The organism is Streptomyces sp. NPDC048211, assembly GCF_043202315.1.
Classification (GTDB): domain Bacteria; phylum Actinomycetota; class Actinomycetes; order Streptomycetales; family Streptomycetaceae; genus Streptomyces.
Map to the genome: position 1 here is coordinate 75,688 of NZ_JBIDAD010000015.1, position 25,955 is coordinate 101,642.

Sequence of the window (25,955 nt, forward strand, 5' to 3'; positions counted from 1 at the left end):
CCCTCGGCTCACTGGACTGTGACCAGCAGAACCGACAGGACGCCCGGACCTCTTCTCCCTGCGGAAATCATCTGCGACCTCGGCAACTTGGGTCAGTGTCCGCGGACGGCGGGCCGCGTGTTGCCGGGGGGAGGACGCCGGGGCTTGACTCGCTCTCCTCCGGTCCCTCCATCCGCACCGCCCCACGGGCGCATTCACCACAGGGAGTCCTCGAGTGTCCAGACGCATCCTGGTGACGCTGTCCGAGTACGGCTACTGGGGCGAGGAACTGGTCGGTCCGCTCGACGCGTTCGATGCCCTCGGATACCGCACGACGTTCATGACGCCCACCGGCAAGCGGCCGCAGGCGTTGCCGCCCAGCCTCGACCCGTCGTACGTCGACCCGCCGCTGGGCCGCACCGTCACCACGCGGGACATGGCCCAGCGGGCCCGGGAACTCGACGGTTCGAGCCGGCTGGACCACCCGCTGTCGCTGGCGGGCCTGCTGCCGGAGCGTCCGTACTACAGCGCCCTGAACCACCTGAGGGAGCTGGAGGAGTACCACCGCAAGCTGGCCGCGGTCACCTCGGACCTGCTGTCCGGCTTCGACGCACTGGTCATCGTCGGCGGCAGCGGCCCGATCGTGGACCTGGCGAACAACGAGCGGCTGCACGAGGTCGTGCTGGCGTTCGCCGGCGAGGACAAGCCCGTCCTCGCCGAGTGCTACGGCGTCGCCGCCCTCGCGTTCGCCCGGGATCCGGAGCACCGGACGAGCCTGCTCAGGGGCAAGCACGTGACCGGGCACCCCAAGGAGTACGACTACAAGGACGGCACCGGTTTCCTGGGCACCGACTTCTGCATCGGCCCGCCGCCGTACCCGCTGGAGTACATCCTGCGCGACGCCACCGGCCCCGAGGGCGCGTTCCACGGCAACGTGGGCAAGGAGACGTCGGTGATCGTCGACCACCCGTTCATCACGGCCCGGTCGACCGCCGACTCCGCCCCGGCCGGGAAGCTGCTCACGGAGGTCCTCGACCACGGGCTGCGCCGCCATGGCTGGTGAACCCGCGGGGCGTCCGGCGAAGGCCGCGCTGTTCGAGCAGTTGGCGGCGGACGGCATCACCCACATGTTCGGCAACCCCGGAACGGTCGAGCAGGGCTTCCTGGACCTCGTGGACCGCAGCGGTACCGCGTACGTGCTCGCGCTGCACGAGAGCGTGGCCGTCGCGATGGCCGACGGTCACGCGCGCGCCTCCGGCCGCCCCGGCCTGGTCCAGCTGCACAGCAGTACGGGACTGGGCAACGCCGTCGGCATGCTCTACCAGGCCAAGCGGGGCGGCTCCCCCCTGGTCGCCCTGGTCGGCGAGGCCGGAGTCCGCTACGACGCCATGGACGCGCAGATGGCGGCGGACCTGGTGGCCATGGCCCGGCCCGTCACCAAGTACGCCACCCGGGTGCTCGACGCCCGGTCCCTGCTGCGGGTCCTGCGCCGCGCGGTGACGATCGCCATGACCCCGCCGAGGGGCCCGGTCGCCGTCGTCCTGCCGGCCGACGTCATGGAGGAGCTCACCACCGAGCCCGCCGTCGCCTCCTGCCTCCCCTCCTTCCGTACGGCACCCGACCCCGGCGAGGTGGCCCGGGCCGCCGGCCTGCTCGCCGGGGGATCCGCGCCGCTGATCCTGATGGGCGACGGCGTCGCCGCCTCCGGGGCGCAGGCCGAACTGACCGAGGTCGCCGAGCTGCTGGGCGCGCCGGTGTGGGGGGTGAACTCCTCCGAGGTCAACTTCGACACCACACACCCGTGGTACGGCGGCGCTCTGGGGCACATGTCCGGCGACGACAGCGCCCGCGTGGCCGGCGGCGCCGACGCCGTCCTGATCGTCGGCACGTACGTGTTCCCCGAGGTCTTCCCGAGGCTGGACAGCCCGTTCCGGGAGGGTGCGCGGATCGTCCACATCGACGCCGACGCCTACGAGATCGCCAAGAACTTCCCCGTCGACCTGGGCATCGCGGCCGATCCGAAGCGGTCCCTGGCCGCACTCGCCACGGAACTCCGCCGCACGGTGCGCGCCCCGCGCACCGTGCCCCCGCGCACCGTCGCCGCGGCGGACTCCGCGTCGCTGATGGACCTTTTCGTCAGGGAGCTCGCCGCACGGGTCCCGGACCGGCTGGCCGTGTTCGACGAGGCCCTCACCGCGTCGGGCGCGGTCACCCGCCATCTGCCGCCGCGTGTCCCCGGTACCTACTTCCAGACCCGCGGCGGCTCGCTCGGGGTGGGCATCCCCGGTGCCCTCGGGCTGAAGCTGGCCCGGCCCGATCTGGAAGTCGTGGGCTTCACCGGCGACGGCGCCAGCATGTACACGGTCCAGGCGCTGTGGACGGCCGCCCGTTACGACATCGACGCGACGTTCGTCGTCTGCAACAACGGGCGCTACCAGCTCCTGGACGACAACCTCGACCGGTACCGCCGGGAGCAGGGCGCCCCCGGAATTCCCCGTACTCCCGGCGCACCGGGCCTTCCCGCCCCCCAGGCGTTCGACCTGACCTGTCCCGACATCCACTTCCCGGAACTGGCCGAATCCCTCGGGGTGCCGGGCATCCGGGTGGAGAAGCCCGACGACGTCCACACCGCGGTGGGCGCGCTGCTCTGCCACCGCGGCCCGCTCCTCATCGACCTCCTCACCGCCTGACACCCGTCCGGCCCGTGACACCGGCCGGACGCCACACGTCAGCGTTCCTGACCACGCCACCTCCACCGACCGACGCGGGGATCCATACATGGGAATCATCGAGCCACTGCCCTCGGGCCGACTCGTCGGCAAGCGCATCGGCATCCTCATGGAGAACGACTTCGTCGAGGAGGAGATCTCCTACTTCGAACGGCGCTTCGCCGAGGAGGGCGCGCGGGTGGAGCTGCTGACGCGGCTGTGGGGTCAGGAGTCGCTGCTGTTCTCCGGCCACGGCAAGCGCGGCCGCACCCGGGTCGACGGCGACCTGGAGGACCTGGGCTACCACGAACTGACCCAGCTGGCCGCGCTCGTGGTGCCGGCGGGCATGGTCGCCGACCGGCTGCGCTACAGCGACCAGGTGGAGCTGCCCGCCCCCGCGGTGCGCCTGATGCGACGCGCCTTCGGCATACCGACCCTCCTGAAGGTCTTCTCCTGCCACGGGCTGTCGCTGATGTCGGCGGCCAAGGACCTGCTGGACGGCCGGCCCGTGACCTGCCACAACAACCTGGTCGCCGACGTGCGCAACATGGGCGCCGTCTACCGCGACCAGGACGTGGTCCAGGACGGCGACCTGATCACCTCCCGGGCGGTCGAGCACTGCCATCTCCTGGCCCGTACGGTGATCGAGGCCATCGACCGGCCCGCACGGCCCCACGGGGCCGCCGCGTGACCGCGTCCTGGACACCGCCGGCCGGGCCCGGCTTCTCCTACTCCGACACCGTCGCCGGATACGTCGTCGAGCACACCGGCGACCGGATCGCCCTGCGCACCCTGGACGGCGGCCCGGTGACCCTGCACCTGACCCCGGCCACCTCCGCACAGCGGCTGCGCAACCTCGGCACGCCGTACCGCGACGTCACCGGGGAACTGGACCGGCAGCTGGTCCCCGGCATGCTGCTGTTCAGCTACGGCCCGGTCTACACCGGCGAGCAGGGCCGGCACTTCCAGGCCGACCGGATCACCGTGGTCGGCGAGCCCCACTGCCCGCACCCGCAGGAAACGCCCGGATGGTGGACCGACCAGCTGCGGGCGCTGGCCGGCTTCTACCGCCGCTCCCAGTTCGGCGACGGCGCACCGGACTTCGACGCCTACCGCACCGAGATCCGCAGCAGCGGCGAGAAGGCGGCGTACGGGGTCCAGGAGACCGACACGATCTCGCGCCTCGTGTACGGGATGGCCACCGCCTACCTGCTCACCGGCGAGGAGGAGTACCTGGACGTCGCCGAGGCAGGCTCCCGCTACCTCCACGAGAACCTGCGTTTCCACGACGAGGCCGCCGACGTCGTCCACTGGTACCACGGCATCGACAAGCAACCGCTGGGCGAGCGCAAGCTCTTCGCCTCCGAGTTCGGCGACGAGCACCGCTCGCTGCCCGCGTACGAACAGATCTACGCGCTCGTCGGACTCGCCCAGACCTACCGGATCACCGGTGACCCGGTGATCCGCCAGGACCTCGATGACACGGTGCGGCTCTTCGAGGAGTACTTCGCCGATCCCCGGCTCGGCGGCTACTACTCGCACATCGACCCGGTCACCCTGGGCCCGCACGACGAGAGCCTGGGGCCCAACCGGTCCCGGAAGAACTGGAACTCCGTCGGCGACCACGCCCCCGCCTACCTCATCAACCTGTACCTGGCCACCGGCGAGGAACGCCATCTGCGCATGCTCGAACACACCTTCGACATGATCGTGGAACACATGCCGGACCGCTCACCCGATCCCAGCCCCTTCGTCCACGAACGCTTCCACGCGGACTGGTCGCCCGACCGGGGCTGGGGGTGGCAGCAGGACCACGCGGTGGTCGGCCACAACCTCAAGATCGCCTGGAACCTGATGCGCATGCAGTCCCTGCGCCCCAAGCGGGAGTACCGGGCGCTGGCCGAACAGCTCGGCACCACGATGCCCGGCATCGGCCGGGACGCGCAGCGCGGCGGCTGGTACGACCTGATGGAGCGCCGGGCCGTGGACGGGCGGCACGCCTTCGCGCAGCACGACCGCAAGACGTGGTGGCAGCAGGAGCAGGCGGTGCTCGCCTATCTGCTGCTGGCCGCGCACACCGGCGACGGCGGCTATCTGCGGCACGCGCGGGAGGCTTCGGCGTTCTACAACGCCTTCTTCCTCGACCACGACGCGGGCGCCGTCCACTTCACCGTCCTGGCCCAGGGCATTCCGTACGCGGTCGGCAACGAGCAGCTCAAGGGCAGCCACGCCATGTCCATGTACCACAAGGCCGAACTGTGCTTCCTGGCCGAGACGTACACCCGCCTGCTGATCCGGGGCGAACCGCTCGACCTCTGGTTCCGGCCCCGGGCCGACGCGGACCGGACCCTGCGGGTCGCCCCCGATCTGCTGCCGGCCGGGCGGGTGGTGCTGGACCGGGTCCTGATCGACGACGAGCCCTGGACGGACTTCGACCCCGAGGGCATGACCGTCCGGCTGCCCCCCGCGGACCGCCGGCAGACCGTCCGGGTCCGGCTCCGGCCCACCGCCTCCACCCCTCGCCCCGATGAAGGAGGACCCGGCCCATGACCTTCGAGGCCTATCTCGGCTGCAGCGGACGGACCGCGAGCATCCACCTGTCCGGAGAGCTGACCGACAACCGGGTGGGCGCCCTGCGCGCCCTGCTGGGCCAGGCGGCCGCGCGGCCCGTCAGCCGGGTCGTCCTGCGGATGGAAGGCCTGCTGTCGATGACGGCGGGCGGTGTGCGCGCCCTCGCCGTGACCCGGCAGAGCCTGCCGCCCGGTACCGAGCTGATCATCGTCGGCGCCCGCCAGGACGTGCTCGGTGTGCTGCGCAGCGGCGGCCTGGACGCCTCCGCCTGGACACCGGACCCGCAGGCCTTCGCCGAAGCGCCGCGCCCTGCGATCCCCACCTTCGATTCGTTCCCCGAAAGGACCCTCCTGTGAAGGCTGTTGTGATGGCCGGGGGCGAAGGCACCCGCCTGCGCCCGATGACCGCTTCGGTGCCCAAGCCCCTGCTCCCCGTCGGTGGCCGGCCGATCATGGAACATGTCCTGCGGCTTCTGAAGAGACACGGCATCGACGACACCGTGGTCACCGTCCAGTACCTCGCCGGCCTCGTCCGGGAGCAGTTCGGTGACGGGTCCGCGCTCGGCATGTCCCTCCAGTACGCCGAGGAGCGGACGCCGCTGGGCACCGCGGGCAGCGTGAAGAACGCCGAGGAGCAGCTGGGCGACGAGCCCTTCGTGGTCATCTCCGGGGACGCGCTCACCGACATCGACCTCGGCGATCTGATCCGCTGCCACCGCGAGCGGAAGGCGATGGTCACCGTCTGCCTCACCCGGGTGCCCAACCCGCTGGACTTCGGTGTCACCGTCGTCGGCGCCGACGGCCGGATCGAGCGGTTCCTGGAGAAGCCCACCTGGGGCGAGGTGTTCTCGGACACCGTCAACACCGGTATCTACGTCATGGAGCCCGAGGTCCTCGCCCATGTCGAGGCGGGTGTCCCCGTCGACTGGTCGGGCGACGTCTTCCCCCGTCTGATGGAGCAGGGCGCGGCCGTCCACGGTTACGTCGCCGAGGGCTACTGGCAGGATGTCGGCACCCACGACAGCTACCGCCAGGCCCAGATCGACCTGCTGGAGGGCCGGCTGGACGCCAGCCCCGAGGGCGTCGAGACCGCTCCCGGCGTGTGGGTGGCCGGCGGCGCGGACATCCACCCCGACGCCGAGATCGAGGGTCCGGCGCACATAGGTTCCGGGGCGCGGATCAGCGCCGGGGCCCGTGTCCACGAGCACTCCGTGATCGGCGCGCACAGTGTCGTCGAGGCGGGTGCCCATCTGCACCGGACGGTGCTGCACCCGCACACCTACGTCGGTCCGAACGCCTCGCTGCGCGGCTGCGTCATCGGCCGCAACACCACGCTCCAGCGGTCCGTACGCATCGAGGAGGGCGCGGTCCTCGGTGACAGGTGCCGCGTGGAGGAGGGCGCGGTCGTCTCGCACGGCGTGGTCGTGTATCCGGCGAAGACCATCGAGTCGGGGGCGGTGATCAGCTCCAGTCTGATCTGGGACACGCTCGGGGCGCGCTCCCTGTTCGGGGCGCACGGCGTCTCGGGTGTCGTCAACGTCGATCTGACCCCCGAGCTGGCGGTGCGGCTGGCCGGCGCCTATGCCACGACGATGCCCCAGGACGCCACCGTCACCGTGGCCCGGGACCACTCGCAGGGCGCCCGGGTACTGAGTGCGGCGGTCGTCTCGGCGCTGCAGGCCGGCGGGGTGCACGTGCGCGACCTGGGTCATGTGCCGCTGCCGGTGGCCCGCTGGGAGACGGCCCTGACGGACGGGGGCATCACCCTGACCACCACCGTCGACACCCCGGACTCGGTGGACATCCGCTTCCTCGACGAGCACGGCATCGATCTCTCCCAGGCGGCGCAGCGCAAGCTGGAGCGTGTGCTGGGCGGCCGGGAGTACCGCCGCGCCCCGGCCGGGGAGTTCGGCGCGATGGTGTCGACCGAGGAGTCCGGCGCCACCGCCGTCGAGTCGTACGCGGCCCATCTGCTGAAGAACATCGACACCCGCGGGCCGGCCGATGGCGGGCCCAAGGTGGTGGTGGACGCGGCGTTCGGCAGCGGCGCGCTGCTGCTGCCCTCCGTACTGGCGGGTCTCGGCATGAACGTCGTGACCATCAACAGCGGTCTGGACGACACCCGGGCCACCGACACCGAGGTGGAGAGGCGTTCGGCGCTGCGCTACCTCGGCAACGTGGTGGCCGCCAACCACGCCGCGTTCGGCGTCCGGCTCGATCCCTCGGGCGAGCGGATGTCCGTGGTCGACGAGCACGGCACGGCCGTCTCGAACGAGCAGCTCCTCCTGGTCATGGTGCAGTTGGTGACGGCCGAGCGCGCCGGCGGCCGTGTGGTGCTGCCCGCCACGGCCAGCCGTGTCACCGAGGGTCTCGCCACCCGCAACGGCGCCGCGGTGACCTGGGCGGCCACCGCGCCGGACCGGCTGACCCGGGCCGCCACCCATCGGGACACCGTCCTGGGCGCCGACGGGCGGGGCGCGTTCGCGCTGCCCGAGAGCAGCCCGCACTTCGACGGGATCGCCGCGTTCGCCCGCCTGGCCGGGCTCGTCGCGCGGAGCGGCCTGCCGGTGAGCGAACTGGTGGCCGGTGTGCCGGGTGCCCACGTGCGCCGGCGTGAACTGGCCACGCCGTGGGAGACCAAGGGCGCGGTGATGCGGAGGGTCACGGAGGCGGCCGCCGGCCGCGAGGTGGACACCACCGACGGTGTCCGGGTACTGGAGGCGGACGGCCGGTGGGCGCTGGTCCTGCCCGACGCCTCGCAGGCACTGACCCGGGTGTGGGCCGAGGGTCCGGACGCCGCGGCGGCCGACGAGCTGGTGCAGCACTGGGCCGAGGCGGTGGCACGCTCCGCCGCATGACGCCAGGTCCGGTCCCCGCCCGGGGACCGGACGGCCGGCGTTCCGGCTCGCGCCGTTTCCACGTGCCCAAAGGCTGTCCGGCGATTCCTGGCGCCCGCCAGGAATCGCCGGACAGCCTTTAGACTGCTCCGACCCCTCACGCAGGCGATCCGACTCGCCGGGGACCCTCGGGGAGGTACAGGGCACATGACGACAGGCGCCGGACACGGGACCCCGGGCCCCTTGGCGCTCCGCGCCCCCGCCACCGCGCCGCGCAGCCCTTCGGCCGAGCTGGCCGCCCGGGCGGCGCGGCTGACCGCGGTCATGGACGCCACGACCAACGCCGAGGTCGCCCGGCGCGGCCTGACCCGCGCGGACTTCGACGTCCTGGCGGCGCTGCGGTTCGCCGGCCCGGAGCGGCGTCTGAAGCCGACCGATCTCTCCGAGCGGTGCGGCCTGTCGTCGGGCGGTACCAGCAACGTCGTGCGGCGGATGACCGAGTCCGGTTACGTCGTGCGCGAGGCCGACCTCTACGACGGACGCAGTTCGTGGGCGCTGCTCACCGAAGAGGGACTGCGCATCGCCGAGAACATCCAGGACGCCGCGGACGCCGTGCACGCCGAAATGCTTGATCTGCTTCCTCCCGGCGTCGTGGACGCCCTGACCGCGCTCCTGGCGCAGGCCGCGTCGGTCCTGGAGCAGCAGCGCCGCTGAGAGTGGCCCTGAGCTGCTGAAACAGGGCTTACCGCCACCGGCGGGCGGCACCCTGGGGCAGCCCGACTTCCCGAAGTAACCGACAGGCTCCGTCCCTTGCCGCGAAAACATAAAGAACATTCGCTATTCTCTTGGAGGTCGACACAGAACTGTCAGGGGACGGCTCCAGGGAGGAACGCAACATGGCCGCGTATCGCATCGCTCAGGGTCCGGCTCCGTCCGGCTCTCCGACGGTCTCGTCCTTCGCCGAGGAGTTGTTCGCCCATCTGCCGAGGGCGGATCAGCGCAGGTGGGCCGAGTCCTACCTGCACGGGCTGCTCGTCACACCGGGGAAGAAGTCGATGCGGCGGCTGGCGGCGGCGGTCTCCAACTCGCCCACCGCCTGCCAGTCCTTACAGCAGTTCGTCAACGCCAGCCCGTGGGACTGGGGCCCGGCACGGCACGAACTGACCCGCTGGATCGAGAACCGGCAGCAGGCCCGGGCATGGACCATCGTCCCGGCCGTGCTGCCCAAGCGGGGCGACCACTCGGTGGGCGTGCACCGCCGCTTCGTACCGGGGCTCGGGCGCACCGTGAACTGTCAGCTCGGGCTGGGGCTGTTCCACTCCACCGCGGGTGAGCACCTGCCGAGCGACTGGCGGCTGCTGCTGCCCGACCAGTGGACCGACGATCCCGAGCTGCGCGACCGGGCCCGTATCCCGGCTCCGGTCCGCCACCGCCCGCTGTGGGCGGACGCGCTCGACCTGGTCGCCACCACGGCCGCGCGCTCCTCGACGGCACCGGTCCCGGTGGTGGCGGACATGAGCGAACTGCCCAACGTGCCGCGGCTGGTCGCCGGGCTCAGCACGCAGGGCAGGGAGTTCGTGATCGCCGTCCAGGAGAACATGAACGTGATCTCCGGCAGCCACCTCTCCCCGCAGAACACCCGGTACCTCGCGGAGCCCGCCTCGACCCTCAGCGCCCGCCGCTCCCTCGACCCGCATCGGACCCGGCACCCGCACACCGCGGTGGTGGCGGATCCGGACGGGCGGCTGCGGCAGTCACGGGTGGTGTCGGGACTGGTCCGGCTGCCCGGCGTCCGGCCGGAGAGCGGCGGCCCGCACCGCACGTACCGGCTGTTCACCGAGTTGCGTACGGACAGCCGCCGGCCGTCCCCGGTGTGGCTCACCAACATGACGCACCGCCGGATGGACGAACTGCTCGCCCTCACCCGCCTGCTCACCGGGACCGGCGCGGTGATGCGCGTCCTGGAGAACGACTTCGGGCTGCAGGACTTCGAGGGCCGGTCCTTCCCCGGCTGGCACCATCACATGACGCTGGTGTCCGCCGCCTACGCCTACAGCCGGCTGGCCCACCAGGCCGGGACTCCGGTACTTCTCGACGCCTCCGCCTGAGGGCTGTCCCCTCACTCCCGGCGGGCGCAGCCGGGGAGTGAACGCGTGGCCCTCGCGGGGATGAACCAGCGGCCCGGACGCCGAGGCGCCCGGGCCGCTGTCACTCGGCCGGTTCGACGCCTGCGCGGAGCAGGCCGTAGGCGTAGGCGTCCTGGAGGGCCTGCCCCGATGCGGCGATGACGTTGGCGCCGACTCCGACGGTCGACCACTCGCCGGTCGCGTCGGCGGTCGAGATCAGGACCCGGGCGGACGAGGTGGTGCCGTGGGCCTGTTCCAGCATCCGGACCTTGTAGTCCACCAGTTCCAGCTTGGCGAGCTCCGGGTAGACGGTTTCCAGGCCGGCACGCAGCGCCCGGTCGAGAGCGTTGACGGGGCCGGTGCCCTCGGCGGTCTCGACGCGGCGCTCGCCCTTGGCCCGGAGCTTCACCGTCGCTTCGTTGGTCTGGCCGCCGCCGGGGCGGTCCTCGGCGATGATCCGCCAGGACTCGATGTGGAAGTACCGCTGCGGCCTGCCCCGGACCTGCTCGCGCAGGAGAAGTTCGAACGACGCGTCGGCGGCCTCGTAGGTGTAGCCGCTCAGTTCCTGTTCCTTGACCCGGGCGACCACCCGGCCGATCAGTTCGCGATCGCCGCCGAGTTCGACGCCGAGTTCCTGCGCCTTGAGCTCGATGGAGGCACGGCCGGCCATGTCGGAGACGAGCATCCGCATGTGATTGCCGACCAGCGTGGGGTCGATGTGCTGGTAGAGGTCGGGGTCGACCTTGATCGCGGAGGCGTGCAGGCCGGCCTTGTGGGCGAAGGCCGAGACACCGACGTACGGCTGATGGGTCGAGGGGGCGAGGTTCACGATCTCGGCGATCGCGTGCGAGATACGGGTCATCTCACCCAGCGCGCCCGGGGGCAGCACACGCATGTCGTACTTGAGTTCGAGAGCGGCGCCGACGGGAAAGAGGTTGGCGTTGCCGACCCGCTCGCCGTAGCCGTTGGCGGTGCACTGCACATGCGTGGCGCCCGCGTCGACGGCCGCCAGGGTGTTGGCGATCGCGCAGCCGGAGTCGTCCTGGGTGTGGATGCCGAGCCGGGCTCCCGTGCCGGCCAGGACGGCGGTGACGACCGCGTGGATCCGGGCAGGAAGCATGCCGCCGTTGGTGTCGCACAGCACGACGACATCGGCGCCGGCGTCCCTGGCCGTGCGTACGACCGCCGTCGCGTACTGCGGGTTGGCCGTGTAGCCGTCGAAGAAGTGCTCGCAGTCGACGAAGACGCGCCGGCCCTCGGACCGCAGGTAGGAGACGGTGTCGCGGATCATCTCCAGGTTCTCGTCGAGCGTGGTGCGCAGGGCGAGTTCCACATGCCGGTCGTGGGCCTTGGCGACCAGCGTGACCACCGGCGCGGCGGAGTCGAGCAGGGCCTTGACCTGGAGGTCCTCGCTCGCCCTGGCCCCGGGCCTGCGGGTGGCACCGAACGCCACCAGTTGCGCGTGCCGGAAGTCGATCTCGGTCCGGGCCCGCGCGAAGAACTCGGTGTCACGAGGGTTCGCACCCGGCCAGCCGCCCTCGATGAACCCGACTCCGAAGTCGTCCAGATGCCGGGCGATGGCGAGCTTGTCCCTGACCGTGAGGTTGATGCCCTCACGCTGGGCGCCGTCGCGCAGAGTGGTGTCGAAGAGGTGGAATCCGTCGTCGGCCCGGGGGGCGGCTGCGCGGCGGGGGGAAACGGCTGTCCCGTTCATGCCGGCCGGGCTTCGGTCACGGTGCTCCACGGACAGGAGAGCGGTGCGCCGCCGGGCCGGGGCGCTGTGCGGGGAGCGCTTCCTGCCGTCGACGGTTCCGGAAGACCTGGCACTCCCATGGTGACCCCCTCGTCGTGAGACTTCTGCCTCTGGTGCGGTTTTCGGCACGCTACTACTCACGCGCGAGGGTCAACAGCGCTGACTGCGGCGAGGGTTGGCCGCCGCCCACCGGTGCGGACACGGCGGCGGAGCGGGAAACGGCCGGCCTCGGGACGGAGGTCACCGCACGCGGGCGGACGGCATCGGCGCCGGCCCGCCCGCCGGCCTCGGCGTGAGGCGGGCACGCGTGGACGGGCCGTCAGGCCTGACCGTTGCGGGTGAGGCGGGCCTCCAGCCCGTCGAGGATGCACTGCAGGCCGTAGTCGAAGGTCTCGTCGCGGACCTGCCCCGGGTCCACCCCGCGCTGGGCGACCTGATCCTTCATCAAGCGCGGGTGGTCGCGGGCGGCCTCTTCGAGAGCCGGGCGCAGATCGTCCACCCACTCCTGTTCGGTGCTGCCGCTGCGGGAGATCATCGACAGGTACGCGGCCTCGGACGTGGCCACACCGATGACGTAGGCGACGAGCGTGCTCACGGCCCGGTCGGTCTCCTCCGCGGGGAAGCCGGCCGTCTCGAAGACGGCGAGCATCCGGTCCGACATCCGCATCACGTTGGGGCCGAGGTGGGACAGGCCGACCTGGCCCAGGACGGAAGCGATCCACGAATGGCGCAGCGCCATGGCCCGCAGGCTGTTGGCCGCGCCGGCCGCGGCTGCTCGCCACTCGGACCGGTGCGCGGCCACCGGCACGTCCAGCTCGCCGTAGACCTCGTCGACGACCAGCTCGATGAGCTCGTCCTTGTTGGCCACGTGCCGGTAGAGCGAAGTGGCCCCCGCGTTCAGCCGGTTGCTGAGGGTGCGCATGCTGAGCGCCTCGGTGCCGTCCGCGTCCAGCAGCCGGACAGCTTCTGTGACGATGCGTTCGCGGGTCAGATGCTCCCTCTGGCGGCGTGGGCGAGTCCACACGGAAGGAATCGGCTGCTTGTCGGCCTGCATGGGTCCTCACCCTCTCGTCGGTCCGCCACCGTAACTCATGGTGTGCGCAATGAGGAACGCTGTACGCAGCGCCGTGACCTGCCCACACCCGACGCGGCCGCTCCGAGCGGCGCGGTGCGGGCACGCGGGCCCCGGGCACATGAGGCGCGGCTCCGCGCGGGCTCCACGCCCAAGGAGCCGCCGGAGCAGGCCGATCGGCCGCCGGACTACCGGATTCCGCCCCGGAGGGTCGCGAACCAGCCGCACACATCATGCGCCGTTGCGCACAGAATTCTCTTGTGCGTACAGTGTTCGCGTAAAGGGAACACTGCCTGCCGAGGGAGAAGTCATGCCGAAGAACCTGAGCTGGAACGCGCAGGGCGACTGGGCGGCCACGGGTGACTGGGGATCGAAGGACTCCAAGGGCCGCAGGCTGTACCTGGACCACTGGCAGGCCCGGCTCGACCAGCTCCGCATGACCCATCACGTTCCGGGCGCCACGCTCTCCGTCCTCGTCGACGGCGAGGTGCACGCCCTGGCGAGCGGCGTACTGCACCGCGGCACCGGAGTCGACGCTACGCCCGATTCGGTCTTCCAGCTGGGATCCCTCGCCAAGATCTACACCGCAACGTTGATCATGCAGCTCGTGGACGACGGTGCCCTCGACCTCGACGCCCCGGTACGGGACGTGCTGCCGGACTTCGTCGTCGCCGACGAGGAGGCGACCCGCACGATCACCACACGGCAGCTGCTGTCCCACACCAGCGGACTCACCTGCGACTTCACCTACGACTCGGGGCGCGGGGACGACTGCCTGGCCCGCTACGTCGAGGCCGCCAGGGACGTGGGCCTCGACTGCCCTCCGGGCACCGCGGTCTCGTACAGCAGCCTCGGTTACAACGTGCTCGGCCGCATCGTCGAAGTGCTCACGGGAAAGACCTGGGACGAAGCGCTCAAGGAGCGGCTCCTGGTCCCGCTCGGGCTCAGCGGCACGATGACGCTCCCCGAGGAGGCGCTCGCGCACCGGACGGCGATGGGGCACCTGGGGGAACTCGGGGAGGAGCCGGCGCCCGCTCCGGCATGGGACCTCATGCCCCGTTCCGCCGGCCCCTACGGCCGCGTACTCGCCACGGCCGGGGATGTGGCCCGTCTGGTCAAGCTGCACCTGGAAGGGGGCGAGACCCCTGAAGGCGTCCGCCTGCTGACTCCGCGGAGCGTCTCCGCGATGCAGCAGCGCGAGGTGGACGTTCCCGACAAGTGGACGGTCAGCGCCGACGGCTGGGGTCTGGGCTGGACGCTGTACGACTGGTCCGGAACCTCCGGCTTCGGACACGACGGCGCGTCCATCGGGCAGTACGGCTTCCTGCGCGTGGTTCCCTCGGCAGGTGTGGCGCTGGTCCTGCTCACCAACGGGGGCGACGCCCGGCAGCTCTACGCGGAGCTCTTCGACGAGCTGCTCCAGGACCTCGCGCAGGTCCGCATGCCCGCCCCCTTCGGACCGCCCGCGCAGCCTCCGGTGGTCGACCTCGCGCCGCTCGTCGGCACGTACAAGCGTGAGGGCGTCCTGATCACCATCGCCGAGAACGACGGCAGGGCCCACCTCGTGTACGAGTTCGTCGACGGCATGAAGGACTTCTCGCCGCCGCTGGAGATGGACCTCGTCCCGGTGTCCCCGACGGTGTTCGCCGGCCCCGGCAGCGGTGCCTACAGCGCCGACTGGATGCCCGTCGTCTTCTCGACCCTGGCCGACGGCACAGCCTGCGTGTACATCGGGATGAGGGCTGCCCCGAAGACCGCCTGACGCAGCGGCACACGGGCCGGGGACCGGCACCCCCGGCCCGTGTGCCGGTCCCCCGCTGTGCGGGTGTACGGGCCTGCGTCCTCTGGTGAGGCACGCTCCCCTCCGTGCAGGATCGTGAGATGAACAGTCTCGCCACCAGACTCCCCACCTTGCGCCAGTTCGCTTCCCCCGGTGAGGTCACTCCCGCCCTGCGCCGAGCGCTCGCGACGTGCTGGATCGAGGTCACCAACGCGGGCGGCGCCGCCGGCTTCCACGTCCCGCCCATCTACATGCGCCAGGCCGCCCCGGCGGTCGACCGCCTCATCGGTCAGCTGACGCCCCTGACCAGCCGGCTCGTGACCGCCTGGCTGGACGGGGACGTCGTGGGCTGGCTCAACGTCCGGCGCGACCCCTCCGAACTGATCGGCCACTGGGGCACGGTGCACCACGTGCAGACGCGTACCGCGGTCCGTGGCCTCGGTGTCGGCTCCGCCCTGATGCGCGAGGCCCACCGGGTCGCCCGGGACGAGATGGGCCTGGAGCAGCTGCATCTGACCGCCCGGGGAGGCAACGGCCTGGAGGACTTCTACGGGCGCCTGGGCTGGCACGAGGTCGGCCGCTGGCCCGCCGCCTTCCGGCTCGGACCGGGCAACGACCAGGACCAGATCCTCATGGTCCTCGCGCCTCTCTGAGTCCGGCGGGGCTGCGCGGTGGCGTGCAACCCAGCCGTTCCGGACACTTGAAAGCCGTGTCGGGGCACTCGTTCCGCGGGACGGCCCGCAGGACCGGACGCCACCTCGCCGGGCTCGTGAGCCGGCGGGGTGGCGTTCTTCGTGCGGGGCGGGCAAGTGCCGCCCCGCACGGCGGACGTGCCGGCGTGCCCGGCCTGGAGGGCCCTCGTCACGCCGCCCGGCCGGCCGGCGGTCCCCTGCGCACGACAGCCGTGCCGGCCAGCTGGTCGGCCAGCGAACGGCCCGAAAAGAAGAGCGCGGGCAGGCCGTTGGCCCAGAACGCGGCACCGGCGAGGACCCAGGCGCCGAAGGCGGCGAGGTAGGCCCCCGCGGCCAGCAGGCAGCAGGCCAGGGCGAAACACGCCACATCGGCGGTGGTGGTCGCCGCCGCGCGCAGGGCGGCCGTGCGCGCACTGCACCGGGTGACGCGCAGACCCAGCAGCCGCTTGCCCAGGGTGCATCCGCCGAAGGTCAGCGTGGCCCAGTGGTAGAGGAAGGTACTGACGACCAGCAGGACGCAGGACTGGATGAAGATGAACGCCGCCTCGTCCCACAGCGCCCAGGCGAACTGCCGGGCCCGGTCCAGGGCTCCGCCGTCCTCGGTCAGCAGGTTCCATCCGCCCAGGGCCGCCAGCTCGGGCAGGTCGGTGAGGGACTCGGCAATACGGTGGGCGGCGAGCACACCGAGCACATAGGCCATGCCCAGGACCAGAGCGAAGTCGACGGACCAGGCGAGGACACGGCGGGCCGCGGAGGGGCGGCCCGCCGTGAGCAGGGGGCTGCAGGGACTGGACATGGTCTCCCACCGAAGTGCGGTCCGCGGGTGCACTCCGAAGCGACGCGGGGCCGGACCGCCGAGGGCCGCGTCCGTGCGGCGGCAGCGGCGGTCGTGGCCCTGTGGTGCCCACAGGCCACGGCCTCCGCTGCCGCAGTGGATCCGGGTCAGGTCAGCCGGTGGTCAGAACCTGCTCCGGGACTGCGTCCTTCTCCTTCGCCGCCTGCTCCGTGCCCTGACGCTCCCGCATGAGGAAGAACGCCAGGACCGCGGCTCCCACGACGCCGGCGGCGCCGGCCAGGAAGCTGGCGGACATACCGTCGGTGAAGGCGTCGTTGACGAACTTCAGCAGACCCGGGTCCTTGTCGGCCGCGACCAGCGCGTCGCCGATCGAATGACGGGCGGCCGCCGGGGCGCTGTCCGGCATGTTGCTGGTGAACGTACTGGTCAGAACGGCTCCGAGAGCGGCCACGCCGAGCGCGGCGCCGGCCTGCTGGATGGTGTCGTTCAGCGCGCTGCCGACACCCGCGTGCTCCTCGGGAATGGCGCCCATCATGGCCGCCATCGCCGCGGGCATCGCCAGGCCGCTGCCCGCGCCCATCAGACACATGGCGCCCGCCAGGACGCCCCAGCCGTCACCGACGGACAGGGTCGACAGCAGTGCGAAGCCGGACGCGATGACCAGCAGGCCGAGGACCGCCATGGCGCGGTTGCCGGTCTTCGCGATCAGCGAGGCACCGAGCGCGTTGAACGCCAGCGTGGCAACGGCCAGCGGAGTGAAGGCGAGACCCGTCTCCGTGGGGGTGTAGCCGAGGACGAACTGCAGGTACTGGGTGAGGACGAGCATCAGCCCGCCGTTGGCCAGCGTCAGCAGGACGAGGGAGAAGCTGGCCCCCGTGAAGACCCGGTCGCGGAACAGCGCGAGGGGAACCATCGGAGAGGCGTGGCGCTTCTCCCAGAGTGCGAACCCCACGAGGGCGAGCACGGTCACCGCGAGCGTGACCTGCGTGCCGGTGTGACCGAGTCCGCCCTTGGGAAGCTCGTTGATCGTCCACACCAGGGCGCCCATACCGATGACCGACAGCACCATGCCGACCGGGTCGGCCTTGCGCCACGGTCCCTTGGACTCCGGCATCAGCACCATGGCCGCCACGATGGCGAGCGCGGCGATGGGGACGTTGATGAGGAAGACGACTCCCCACCAGTAGTGGGCGAGCAGCGCACCGCCCAGAACCGGGCCGCCGACCAGGCCGACCATGGCCACCGCGCTCCAGACCGCGATCGCCTTGGGCCGCTCGGCCTCGTCGAAGACGGTGATGAGGATCGACAGCGTGCTCGGCATCACCAACGCGCCGCCGACGCCCATCAGGACGCGGCCGAGGATCAGCTGCTCCGGGGTGGTGGCGACCATGCCGAGGAGGGAGGCCGCACCGAAGAGGGCCAGGCCGATGATCATCACCTTCCGCCTGCCGAACTTGTCGGACAGGCTTCCGGCGGTCAGCAGGAGGCCGGCGAAGACCAGCATGTACGACTCGAGGACCCACTGGATGTCCTGAGCGCTCGCCTTGAGCTCTTCGGTGATCGTCGGGACCGCGACGGTGAGCACCATGTTGTCGATCACCAGCACGAGCGTGCTGAGGCACAGCACGACCAGGATGAGCCAGCGTCGTGGGTGACGTTCCATCATTCAACCTTTCAAAACGGCGTGGGGGTCCGGCGGCCGCAGCCGTCAGTGAGGAGCAGTGGACACATTATCAAACCAGCGTCCTGGTTTTTTCTAGGCCTTTTCCGGACCCGTTTGACGGAGCGACATCCGAGAGTCCCCGGCCGCTACGCGCCAACAGCCTTGAGAACCCCGGGAAAACGATCCAAAAACATACCGACGTCCTGGTCTTTTAGGATCAGGGGTGGGGCCAGTCGGATGACGTCCGGGGCGACGGCGTTGACGAGCAGCCCGGCATCCTGAGCCGCCTGTTGCACCTGCGGGGCGACAGCTTCGGCCAGCACGATGCCCAGCAGGAGCCCCGCTCCCCGTACCTGCCGCACCAACGGGTGGCCCAACGCCTCGATACCGCGGCGCAGCTGCTCACCCGTCCGCTTCACCTGGCCGAGCAGCCCGGTCTCGGCGATGGTGGTCAGAACGGCGAGGGCACCGGCGCACACCACCGGGTTCCCGCTGAACGTCGAGCCGTGCGTGCCCGGGGCGAGCAGGCCGGCGGCCTCACCGAAGGCGAGGGTGGCACCGATGGGCAGGCCGCCGCCCAGCCCCTTCGCCAGGGTGACGACATCGGCCTCGACCCCCTCGGCCTGTGCGGCGAACCAGTGGCCGGTGCGGCCGATCCCCGTCTGGATCTCGTCGAGGACCAGGAGCGCCCCGGCCGCAGTCGTGATCTCGCGCGCCGCGGCGAGGTATCCGGAAGGGGGCGTCTGGACGCCGGCTTCGCCCTGGACGGGTTCGAGGATCACGAATGCCGTGTCGTCGGTGACGGCGGCGCGCAACGCCTCGGTGTCTCCGTAGGGGACGAAGGTGACATCACCGGGCAGGGGGCGGAAGGGGTCGCGCTTGGAGGGCTGGCCCGTCAGTGAGAGGGCGCCCATGGTGCGGCCGTGGAACCCGCCCCGGGCGGCCACCATGCGCGTACGCCCGGTGAGCCGTCCGATCTTGAAGGCGGCTTCGTTCGCCTCGGCACCCGAGTTGGAGAAGTAGACGCGCCCGTCGCGGCCGGCCAGACCGAGAAGGCGCTCCGCCAGCGCCACGGTCGGTTCGGCGACGAAGAAGTTGGAGACATGGCCGAGTGCGGCGACCTGACGCGACACCGCCTCGACCACGGCGGGATGGGCATGGCCCAGGGCGTTGACCGCGATCCCGCCGAGCAGATCGAGGTACTCCCGGCCGTCGGCGTCCCAGACCCGGGTCCCCTCGCCCCGGACGAGGGCGAGGCGCGGTGTGCCGAAGTTGTCCATCATCGCGGCCTGCCAGCGCCGGGTGAGATCCGCGTTGCCCGAGGGGCCGTTCACGCGGCAGCGCCTTCGGCCGCCTCGTCGGGTACGACCATGGTCCCGATGCCCTCGTCGGTGAAGATCTCCAGCAGGATCGAGTGCCGTACCCGTCCGTCGATCACCCGTGCGCTGCGGACACCGTTGCTGACGGCGTGCAGGCAGCCCCTCATCTTGGGGATCATGCCGCTGGCCAGCTCGGGGAGTAGAGCCTCCAGCTCGGTCGCGCTGAGACGGGAGATGACGTCGTCGCTGTGCGGCCAGTCCCGGTAGAGCCCTTCGACGTCCGTGAGGATCATCAGCACCTCGGCGTCGAGCGCGGCCGCCAGGGCGGCGGCGGCGGTGTCGGCGTTCACGTTGAAGACCCCGTGGTCGGCGTCATCGGTGCTGCGGGCGATCGAGGAGATGACGGGTATGCGGCCGTCGTCCAGAAGCGCCCGGACGACTCCGGGGTCGATTCCGGTGATCTCACCGACCCGGCCGATGTCCACGCGCTCGCCGTCGATCTCGGCATACGCTCTGCCGGCGGTCATCAGCCGGGCGTCCTCGCCGGTCATGCCGACGGCGTGCGGACCGTGCCGGTTGAGCAGTCCCACGAGTTCCCGCTGGACCTGACCGGCCAGCACCATCCGTACCACGTCCATGGTTTCGTCCGTGGTCACCCGCAGGCCTGCGGTGAAGTGGGAGTCGAGCCCGAGCCGGTCCATCTGCTTGTTGATCTGAGGACCCCCGCCGTGCACGACGACGGGTCTGAGACCGGCGTGGAAGAGGAAGAGGATGTCCTCGGCGAAGGCGGCCTTGAGCTGGTCGTCGACCATGGCGTTGCCGCCGAACTTGATGACGACGGTCTTGCCGCGGTGGCGCGCGAGCCAGGGAAGCGCCTCCGCGAGGGCGTCGGCCTTGGGGAGGGCGATGTGCTTACGGGCAGCGGCCATCCCGGTGGGGGTCATCGTGCTCAGCACAGTCATGAGGCGTACTCGCTGTTCTCGTGGACGTATTCGGCGGTCAGGTCGTTGGCCCAGATGACGGCCGTGGCGGATCCGGCCGCGAGGTCCGCGGTGATGAGGACCTCACGGCCGCTCATGTCCACCTTGTTGCGGTCCTCGCCGATGGAGCCGTCCCGGCACACCCGGACGCCGTTGATGGCGACGTCGAGCCGGTCGGGATCGAAGACCGCCCGCGTCGTGCCGATGGCGGACAGCACCCGGCCCCAGTTGGGGTCCTCTCCGTGGATGGCGCACTTGAGGAGGTTGTTCCTGGCGATGGCCCTTCCGACCTCCACGGCGTCGGCTTCGCTGTCGGCGTGCACGACTTCGATGCGGATGTCCTTGCTGGACCCCTCGGCGTCGCCGATGAGCTGCCGTGCGAGGTCGTCGCAGACGGTGCGGACCGCCGCGGCGAACTCGTCCGCGTCCGGCTCGGTCCCCGAGGCACCGGAAGCGAGCAGGAGCACGGTGTCGTTGGTCGACATGCAGCCGTCGGAGTCGACACGGTCGAAGGTGAGGCGGGTGGCTTCGCGAAGGGCCGAGTCCAGGCGCGCGGCGTCGACGTCGGCGTCGGTGGTGAGGACGACGAGCATGGTGGCCAGGCCGGGGGCGAGCATGCCCGCTCCCTTGGCCATTCCGCCGACGGTCCAGCCCGCGCCCTCGTACACGCTGGTCTTGTGCACGGTGTCGGTGGTCTTGATCGCGATGGCGGCCCGCTCACCGCCCTCACCGGACAGCTCCCGCGCGGCCCGCTCGACACCGGGCAGCAGCTTGTCCATGGGGAGGTGGATCCCGATCAGACCGGTGGACGCGACCGCGACCTCGTGCGCGGGGACGCCCAGGACGGAAGCGGCCTTCGAGGCCGTGGCACCGGTGTCCTTCGCCCCCTGGGCTCCCGTACAGGCGTTGGCGCCACCGGAGTTGAGGACGACCGCGGCCACCCTGCCCGCCGCGAGCACCTGCTGCGACCATCTGACGGGGGCGGCCTTCACGCGGTTCGAGGTGAAGACGCCCGCGGCGGCGCGGTTCGGCCCGTGGTTGACCACGAGGGCGAGATCCGGGTCACCGCCGGCCTTGATCCCGGCGGCCACACCGGCCGCCGTGAACCCCTGTGCTGCCGTGACGCTCACTGCATCTCCCCGTTCGCTTCTGCGCCCGCGCAGCACGGGGGCGCCGGCATCGTCGTGGTCCGCGGCCCGCAGGCCGCGCGTGCGTCGCTCACGGTGCGACTCCGATCGTGGAAAGTCCGGTCACCTCGGGAAGCCCGAGGGCGATGTTCATGCTCTGGACCGCGCCACCCGCCGTTCCCTTGGCGAGGTTGTCGATCGCGCTGATCGCGATGACACGGTGGGCCGCCTCGTCGTAGGCGACCTGGATCTGCGCGGTGTTGGATCCGTACACCGATCCCGTCGCCGGCCACTGCCCCTCGGGCAGCAGGCGGACGAACGGCTCGTCCGCGTATGCCTTTTCGTACGCCGCGCGCACGTCGGCAGCGGTGACACCCGGCCTGGCCCGGGCGCTGCAGGTGGCGAGGATGCCGCGGGGCATGGGGGCGAGCGTGGGGGTGAAGGAGACGGTGACGCGTTCCCCGGCGACCGCGCTCAGGGTCTGGATCATTTCGGGGGTGTGCCGGTGGCCGCCGCCGACGCCGTACGGACTCATCGAGCCCATCGTCTCGCTGCCGAGCAGATGCGGTTTGGCCGTCCTGCCCGCGCCCGAGGTGCCGGACGCGGCGGTGATCACGGCCTCGGCCTCGGCCGTCCTCGCGGCGTAGGCGGGGAACATGGCCAGGGACACCGCGGTCGGATAGCAGCCGGGGACCGCTATGCGCGAGGCCCCTTCCAGAGCGGCGCGGCCGCCCGGCAGCTCCGGCAGGCCGTAGGGCCAGGTCCCGGCGTGCGGTGAGCCGTAGAAACGCTCCCAGTCGGCCGCGTCCGCCAGCCGGAAGTCGGCGCCCATGTCCACGACCAGCACGTCCTCGCCCAACTGCGCGGCGACGGCGGCCGACCGGCCGTGCGGCAGCGCCAGGAACACGACGTCGTGTCCGCTCAGCGCCTCGGTGGTGGTGGGTTCCAGGACCCGGTCGGCCAGCGGGAGGAGATGCGGCTGGAGCGTGCCGAGTCTTCGGCCGGCATTCGAGTCCCCGGTCAGGGCGCCGATCTCCGCCCCGGGATGTCCGAGCAGCAGGCGCAGCACTTCCCCGCCCGCGTATCCGCTCGCTCCGGCCACTGCTACCCGCACAGTCATGTTCCCCTCCTGGTCGGCGACGCCATGAATGTCCATCAGCCGGGATCCACTTACAACCACTCCAGGCATGAACATGACAAGTTTCCAACGGGCGCCGGCCGCCGGCCCCTCGTGACGTGCGCCTTCCGGGAATCCGCACATCGCGCCCGGGGCCGCAGCCCCCGGCTCCGGTCACGGACGTCTCCGAACGCCCCCGGTCACCGGTGCGGGCTGCCGCCGTACAAGGCCTCGATATGGTCGAACCCCTCGGCACGCAGACCCGGAGTGGCGTCGAGCGCCTGGCAGTACTGCTCGCGCACGGTGTCCGCCGGCAGCCGCAGGTACGCGGGACGCGACGCGTTGCGGTCCAGGCAGAGCCGAAGCGGTGTGGTCATGACCAGCGCCACGGCCGGGACGTCGTAGCGCTCGGCAAGGCCGAGCAGCTTCGCGCGCAACGCCGCCTCGGTGTGGTCGATGTCCACGACCGTCGTCAGGCGGCGCGCCAGCCGGCGTTCGACCACCGTGGCCAGCGCGTGAACCGCTTCGTCGGTCGCGTCCGGATCCAGCGGATCGTCGCTGATGAGCTCACGGAACGTATCCAGTTCCAGCACACTCTCGGGCGGCCAGGCGGCGGCCGTCGTGCTCTTGCCGCTGCCGGCCGCACCGAGCAGCACGATGAGGACCGGGGAAGGAAAGACGGTGTCGGACACGTGGTCTCCCATGCTGATGGTGTGACGGCTCACCGGTGTGCCGCGTCGCGCCGCGGGGCGGCCCCGGGACGTTCTCCGCCGGTTGCAGGGGCCGGGGCGCCACTGAAGCGGCGCCAGCACGGTTTTACCGCAATGTCCGGGAATTCTGCAGTGGTCAACGCTCGGAGCGCACTCCCGCCCGGCAGGGCACAGGCCCCGGCCCGGCGTCCTGGTGACGCGGATACGGCCCCGGGGCCGGCCGCCCACCGCGTGGCGCACAGAGAACGGCGCCCGGGCGGAAGCTCCGTCCGGGCGCCGTTCTCGGCGGTGCGGGTGACTCAGAAGGTGACCGGCAGCTTGTGCAGGTGACGCCCCTCCCCGGGAAGATCGAAGTACTCCAGGTCGCCGCGTGCGACACCGAGCCGCAGCTCCGTCTGCTGGATGAGCAGCTGGTCCAGTGCGACCTCGGCCTCCAGCCGGGCGAGTGCCGCGCCGATGCAGTAGTGGGCGCTGTGGCCGAACGCGACGTGGCCCACACCGCGCCCCAGATCGCGGGTGATGTCGAGGCGTTCCGGCGCCCGGTACTCGTCGGGGTCGAAGTTCGCCGCGAGCAGCGCACTCGTCACCGCCTCCCCCTTCTTGACGGGCATTCCGGCGAACTCCAGGTCCTCCACCGCGTACAGCGGGGCGCCCATCGGCACGGGGGAAGTGAACCGCAGCAGCTCGGGCACGGCGCGTTCGAGGAGCTCCGGCTCGGCGCGGAGCCGGGCCAGCTGGTCGGGGTGGTCGAGGAGGGCGAGCACCGCGCTGGCGATGAACAGGGCGGGCGGCGTGATGCCGGTGTTGATCAGGAGCAGGATCAGGGCGACCATCTCCGTCTCGGTCAGGCCGTCGGGGTCGCCCTTTCCGGCGAGTATCCAGCCGGAGACGAGATCGTCCGTGGGCGCGGCGGTGCGACGGGCGATGAGGTCCTTGGAGTGCTCGACCATGTTCCGCAGGGCCGGGATGACCAGGTCGATGTCGCCGGAGGCGTACTCACGGATCCAGGTCCGCATCTGCGGCACGTCGGCGTCATCGATACCGATGAGCGCGCAGATGACGGTCGAGGCGAGCGGGTACCCGACGTCCTCCAGGAGTTCGGCCTCCTTCCGGGCCGCGAGCGGCGCGACGAGCTCCTTCGTGATCTGTTCCAGGCGCGGGCGCAGGGCGTTGATGCGCCGGGCCGTGAACGACTTGGTGACCAGGTTCCTCAGCCGGCTGTGCTCCTCGCCGTCGACGAGCACCATGATGCCCAGGTAGTCGCGGTACTCCGCGGGCAGCCCGTAGGCCTCGATCATCTGCTCCGCGATGCTGGGGCCGTCCTGCGCCAGCCCCGGCACCTTGCCCTGGTCCCGGACGAACCGCGGATCGCTGAGGACCGCCTTGGCGTCCTGGTACCGGGTGATGAGCCAGACGGGGGTCTCGATGTCGGGCAGGGTCACGCGGACGAGCGGGGCCTGACGCCGCAGTTCCGTGTAGCCGCGGACGGGCTCGCTGACGAGCTCCGAAGTCAGCGCGAAGACCTCGGTCTCCTGCGACGTGATGGTCATGGTGGTCTCCTTCGGACGCGGGCCGCGTCGGGTGTGGTCGTTCGGGGATGGAAGGGGATCTCCGGCCGGGGGGGCGCCCCGTCATGGCCGGATTCAGCGGGCGGAGCGCGGTCGGGCGTTGCGTACCAGCACGTTGCCGGAGCCGGTGCGGGCACGGGTCTTCACATCGGGCCGGCTGCGGTCCCGCGCCGGGGGACGGCGCAGGATGTCGGTCAGCTCGCCCGAGTCGGTGCGCAGGTCGAGCGAGACCCCCGCGTCCGGGGAGAAGGCGGCCTCCAGGTCTCCGGAGGACGTACGGAGCACCACCGGGCCGCTCACGGCCTCGTGCAGGCGCACGTTTCCGGTGCTGGTGCTGATGTCGACCGCCGCGTACGCCAGGTCCACCGCGACGTCTCCGCCGGCGGCCGACACCTTCAGCGCACCCGTGATCCGGCCGAGCCGCGTGGCGCCGTGCGCGTTGCGGATCCGCGCCGCGCCGAGGACCTCGGTGACGCGCACCCGGCCGCGTCCGGTGGTGATCTGGGCGGATCCCGTCACCCGGCCGAGGAGCAGGTCGCCGCTGAGGGTGCGCAGGCGCACCGGGCCGGCCTCGTCCAGCCGGATGTCGCCGGCCCCGGTGGTGAACCGGCATTCCCCCAGGCGTCCGGCGGCGTCGAGGTGCGCCGATCCGGTGTCGCCGTGGAGGCTGGAACCGACGGGGAGTTCGACCAGGACGGTCAGGAACCCGGGCGACGGATCCGGCCGCCCGGTTCGCGCGGCCCGGATGCTCAGCGTTCCGTCCGCGAACGTGATCTCGGCCCGTTCGGCGGCGCGTACGTCGGCCGCCTCGGCCGGGTCTCCCGGTGCGATCCGTACGCGGGTGTCACTGCGGTCGCTCGCCCGGACACAGGCTGCTCCGGCACCGAGTCCGAGTACGAGCGCGATCGGCCCGGGCGTCCTGAACGCCTCGGTGACCGGCTCGTATCGGGTGCCGTCGACGTGGGTGGTCGGATCCATGAGCGTCAGAGTGGTGCGGGAGAGGAGCGCTCACAAGTGCTCCCGGCCACGCCCCGGTCCCGTTCGAACGGCTCTGAGCAGGCACAACCGTGTGGAGCGGGGTGTGCATCGGCTGGATTCTGGACAGTTGAACACGCTGCCCGGCGGACATGCCGATGCGTGCCCACCCCGGGGTGGAGG

At 71.4% G+C, this 25,955-nt stretch carries 21 protein-coding genes; 10 read left to right on the plus strand and 11 right to left on the minus strand.

Annotated features, from left to right (window positions below; all coding sequences use genetic code 11):
* The first annotated feature begins 214 nt into the window (after positions 1-214).
* From ACGFZA_RS36970 to ACGFZA_RS37005, 8 genes are all read left to right on the plus strand, one after another.
* Entirely contained in the window at positions 215-1,042 is an 828-nt protein-coding gene (locus ACGFZA_RS36970) for a type 1 glutamine amidotransferase domain-containing protein (protein ID WP_385285982.1), read from the plus strand.
* Positions 1,032-2,669, plus strand: a complete 1,638-nt coding sequence (locus tag ACGFZA_RS36975) for a thiamine pyrophosphate-binding protein (RefSeq protein WP_393684975.1) — start codon at positions 1,032-1,034, stop codon at positions 2,667-2,669. Before ACGFZA_RS36970 ends, ACGFZA_RS36975 begins: the two co-directional genes overlap by 11 nt.
* Before the next feature lie 88 nt (positions 2,670-2,757).
* Positions 2,758-3,378 (plus strand): DJ-1/PfpI family protein, encoded by a 621-nt coding sequence (locus ACGFZA_RS36980; protein ID WP_385285986.1) that lies wholly within the window; start codon positions 2,758-2,760, stop codon positions 3,376-3,378.
* Positions 3,375-5,237, plus strand: coding sequence for an AGE family epimerase/isomerase (locus tag ACGFZA_RS36985; RefSeq protein ID WP_393684978.1), 1,863 nt, complete (start codon positions 3,375-3,377; stop codon positions 5,235-5,237). The genes ACGFZA_RS36980 and ACGFZA_RS36985 overlap by 4 nt, the downstream gene beginning before the upstream one ends.
* Positions 5,234-5,614, plus strand: coding sequence for an STAS domain-containing protein (locus tag ACGFZA_RS36990; protein ID WP_385285989.1), 381 nt, complete (start codon positions 5,234-5,236; stop codon positions 5,612-5,614). The genes ACGFZA_RS36985 and ACGFZA_RS36990 overlap by 4 nt, the downstream gene beginning before the upstream one ends.
* On the plus strand, positions 5,611-8,115 hold the full coding sequence (locus ACGFZA_RS36995) for a sugar phosphate nucleotidyltransferase (RefSeq protein WP_393684980.1): 2,505 nt from the start codon (positions 5,611-5,613) through the stop codon (positions 8,113-8,115). Before ACGFZA_RS36990 ends, ACGFZA_RS36995 begins: the two co-directional genes overlap by 4 nt.
* A 186-nt stretch (positions 8,116-8,301) precedes the next feature.
* The gene (locus tag ACGFZA_RS37000; protein ID WP_385285993.1) at positions 8,302-8,808 is read left to right on the plus strand and encodes a MarR family winged helix-turn-helix transcriptional regulator; all 507 of its coding nucleotides are present in this window, start codon (positions 8,302-8,304) and stop codon (positions 8,806-8,808) included.
* A 182-nt stretch (positions 8,809-8,990) separates the two neighbouring features.
* The gene (locus ACGFZA_RS37005) at positions 8,991-10,202 is read left to right on the plus strand and encodes an IS701 family transposase (RefSeq protein WP_385285995.1); all 1,212 of its coding nucleotides are present in this window, start codon (positions 8,991-8,993) and stop codon (positions 10,200-10,202) included.
* Positions 10,203-10,302: 100 nt separating this feature from the next.
* On the opposite strand, the gene cimA is transcribed toward ACGFZA_RS37005, so the two are convergent.
* Together cimA and ACGFZA_RS37015 are read right to left on the minus strand one after the other, a co-directional pair.
* Positions 10,303-11,934 (minus strand): citramalate synthase, encoded by a 1,632-nt coding sequence (cimA, locus tag ACGFZA_RS37010; protein ID WP_385285997.1) that lies wholly within the window; start codon positions 11,932-11,934, stop codon positions 10,303-10,305.
* 358 nt (positions 11,935-12,292) lie between these two features.
* Entirely contained in the window at positions 12,293-13,027 is a 735-nt protein-coding gene (locus ACGFZA_RS37015) for a TetR/AcrR family transcriptional regulator (protein ID WP_385285999.1), read from the minus strand.
* Between the two features lie 328 nt (positions 13,028-13,355).
* Here ACGFZA_RS37015 and ACGFZA_RS37020 point away from each other — a divergent pair, with 328 nt between their 5' ends.
* Both ACGFZA_RS37020 and ACGFZA_RS37025 read left to right on the plus strand, forming a co-directional pair.
* A complete protein-coding gene (locus tag ACGFZA_RS37020) occupies positions 13,356-14,807 on the plus strand; it encodes a serine hydrolase domain-containing protein (protein ID WP_385286001.1) in 1,452 nt (483 codons plus the stop codon).
* Positions 14,808-14,926: 119 nt separating this feature from the next.
* Complete coding sequence (locus tag ACGFZA_RS37025) at positions 14,927-15,478, plus strand: GNAT family N-acetyltransferase (RefSeq protein WP_385286002.1); 552 nt, start codon at positions 14,927-14,929, stop codon at positions 15,476-15,478.
* 208 nt (positions 15,479-15,686) lie between these two features.
* On the opposite strand, the gene ACGFZA_RS37030 is transcribed toward ACGFZA_RS37025, so the two are convergent.
* From ACGFZA_RS37030 to ACGFZA_RS37070, 9 genes are all read right to left on the minus strand, one after another.
* The gene (locus ACGFZA_RS37030) at positions 15,687-16,313 is read right to left on the minus strand and encodes an RDD family protein (protein ID WP_385286004.1); all 627 of its coding nucleotides are present in this window, start codon (positions 16,311-16,313) and stop codon (positions 15,687-15,689) included.
* A 151-nt stretch (positions 16,314-16,464) separates the two neighbouring features.
* The gene (locus ACGFZA_RS37035; protein WP_385286030.1) at positions 16,465-17,976 is read right to left on the minus strand and encodes an MFS transporter; all 1,512 of its coding nucleotides are present in this window, start codon (positions 17,974-17,976) and stop codon (positions 16,465-16,467) included.
* 146 nt (positions 17,977-18,122) lie between these two features.
* Positions 18,123-19,310: an acetylornithine transaminase gene (locus tag ACGFZA_RS37040; protein ID WP_393684986.1), complete on the minus strand. Its 1,188-nt coding sequence runs from the start codon at positions 19,308-19,310 to the stop codon at positions 18,123-18,125.
* Positions 19,307-20,224 carry an acetylglutamate kinase gene (gene argB, locus ACGFZA_RS37045; RefSeq protein ID WP_385286032.1) on the minus strand — a complete coding sequence of 306 codons (918 nt, stop codon included), beginning with the start codon at positions 20,222-20,224 and terminating at the stop codon, positions 19,307-19,309. The genes ACGFZA_RS37040 and argB overlap by 4 nt, the downstream gene beginning before the upstream one ends.
* 29 nt (positions 20,225-20,253) lie before the next feature.
* Positions 20,254-21,405 (minus strand): bifunctional glutamate N-acetyltransferase/amino-acid acetyltransferase ArgJ, encoded by a 1,152-nt coding sequence (argJ, locus tag ACGFZA_RS37050; RefSeq protein ID WP_385286008.1) that lies wholly within the window; start codon positions 21,403-21,405, stop codon positions 20,254-20,256.
* A gap of 88 nt (positions 21,406-21,493) precedes the next feature.
* On the minus strand, positions 21,494-22,522 hold the full coding sequence (argC, locus tag ACGFZA_RS37055; protein WP_385286010.1) for an N-acetyl-gamma-glutamyl-phosphate reductase: 1,029 nt from the start codon (positions 22,520-22,522) through the stop codon (positions 21,494-21,496).
* 197 nt (positions 22,523-22,719) lie between these two features.
* Entirely contained in the window at positions 22,720-23,223 is a 504-nt protein-coding gene (locus ACGFZA_RS37060; protein ID WP_385286012.1) for an AAA family ATPase, read from the minus strand.
* 305 nt (positions 23,224-23,528) lie between these two features.
* Positions 23,529-24,779: a cytochrome P450 gene (locus tag ACGFZA_RS37065; protein WP_385286014.1), complete on the minus strand. Its 1,251-nt coding sequence runs from the start codon at positions 24,777-24,779 to the stop codon at positions 23,529-23,531.
* A 93-nt stretch (positions 24,780-24,872) separates the two neighbouring features.
* On the minus strand, positions 24,873-25,775 hold the full coding sequence (locus tag ACGFZA_RS37070; RefSeq protein ID WP_385286016.1) for a DUF4097 domain-containing protein: 903 nt from the start codon (positions 25,773-25,775) through the stop codon (positions 24,873-24,875).
* Between the last annotated feature and the right edge of the window lie 180 nt (positions 25,776-25,955).

Coding starts and splice junctions, on each gene's coding strand:
- ACGFZA_RS36975 (WP_393684975.1), top strand. CDS start 1,032: ATGGCTGGTGAACCCGCGGGGCGTCCGGCGAAGGCCGCGCTGTTCGAG.
- ACGFZA_RS36980 (WP_385285986.1), top strand. CDS start 2,758: ATGGGAATCATCGAGCCACTGCCCTCGGGCCGACTCGTCGGCAAGCGC.
- ACGFZA_RS36990 (WP_385285989.1), top strand. CDS start 5,234: ATGACCTTCGAGGCCTATCTCGGCTGCAGCGGACGGACCGCGAGCATC.
- ACGFZA_RS37000 (WP_385285993.1), top strand. CDS start 8,302: ATGACGACAGGCGCCGGACACGGGACCCCGGGCCCCTTGGCGCTCCGC.
- ACGFZA_RS37005 (WP_385285995.1), top strand. CDS start 8,991: ATGGCCGCGTATCGCATCGCTCAGGGTCCGGCTCCGTCCGGCTCTCCG.
- cimA (WP_385285997.1), bottom strand. CDS start 11,934: ATGAACGGGACAGCCGTTTCCCCCCGCCGCGCAGCCGCCCCCCGGGCC.
- ACGFZA_RS37015 (WP_385285999.1), bottom strand. CDS start 13,027: ATGCAGGCCGACAAGCAGCCGATTCCTTCCGTGTGGACTCGCCCACGC.
- ACGFZA_RS37020 (WP_385286001.1), top strand. CDS start 13,356: ATGCCGAAGAACCTGAGCTGGAACGCGCAGGGCGACTGGGCGGCCACG.
- ACGFZA_RS37025 (WP_385286002.1), top strand. CDS start 14,927: ATGAACAGTCTCGCCACCAGACTCCCCACCTTGCGCCAGTTCGCTTCC.
- ACGFZA_RS37030 (WP_385286004.1), bottom strand. CDS start 16,313: ATGTCCAGTCCCTGCAGCCCCCTGCTCACGGCGGGCCGCCCCTCCGCG.
- ACGFZA_RS37035 (WP_385286030.1), bottom strand. CDS start 17,976: ATGGAACGTCACCCACGACGCTGGCTCATCCTGGTCGTGCTGTGCCTC.
- argB (WP_385286032.1), bottom strand. CDS start 20,224: ATGGCCGCTGCCCGTAAGCACATCGCCCTCCCCAAGGCCGACGCCCTC.
- argC (WP_385286010.1), bottom strand. CDS start 22,522: ATGACTGTGCGGGTAGCAGTGGCCGGAGCGAGCGGATACGCGGGCGGG.
- ACGFZA_RS37060 (WP_385286012.1), bottom strand. CDS start 23,223: ATGGGAGACCACGTGTCCGACACCGTCTTTCCTTCCCCGGTCCTCATC.
- ACGFZA_RS37065 (WP_385286014.1), bottom strand. CDS start 24,779: ATGACCATCACGTCGCAGGAGACCGAGGTCTTCGCGCTGACTTCGGAG.
- ACGFZA_RS37070 (WP_385286016.1), bottom strand. CDS start 25,775: ATGGATCCGACCACCCACGTCGACGGCACCCGATACGAGCCGGTCACC.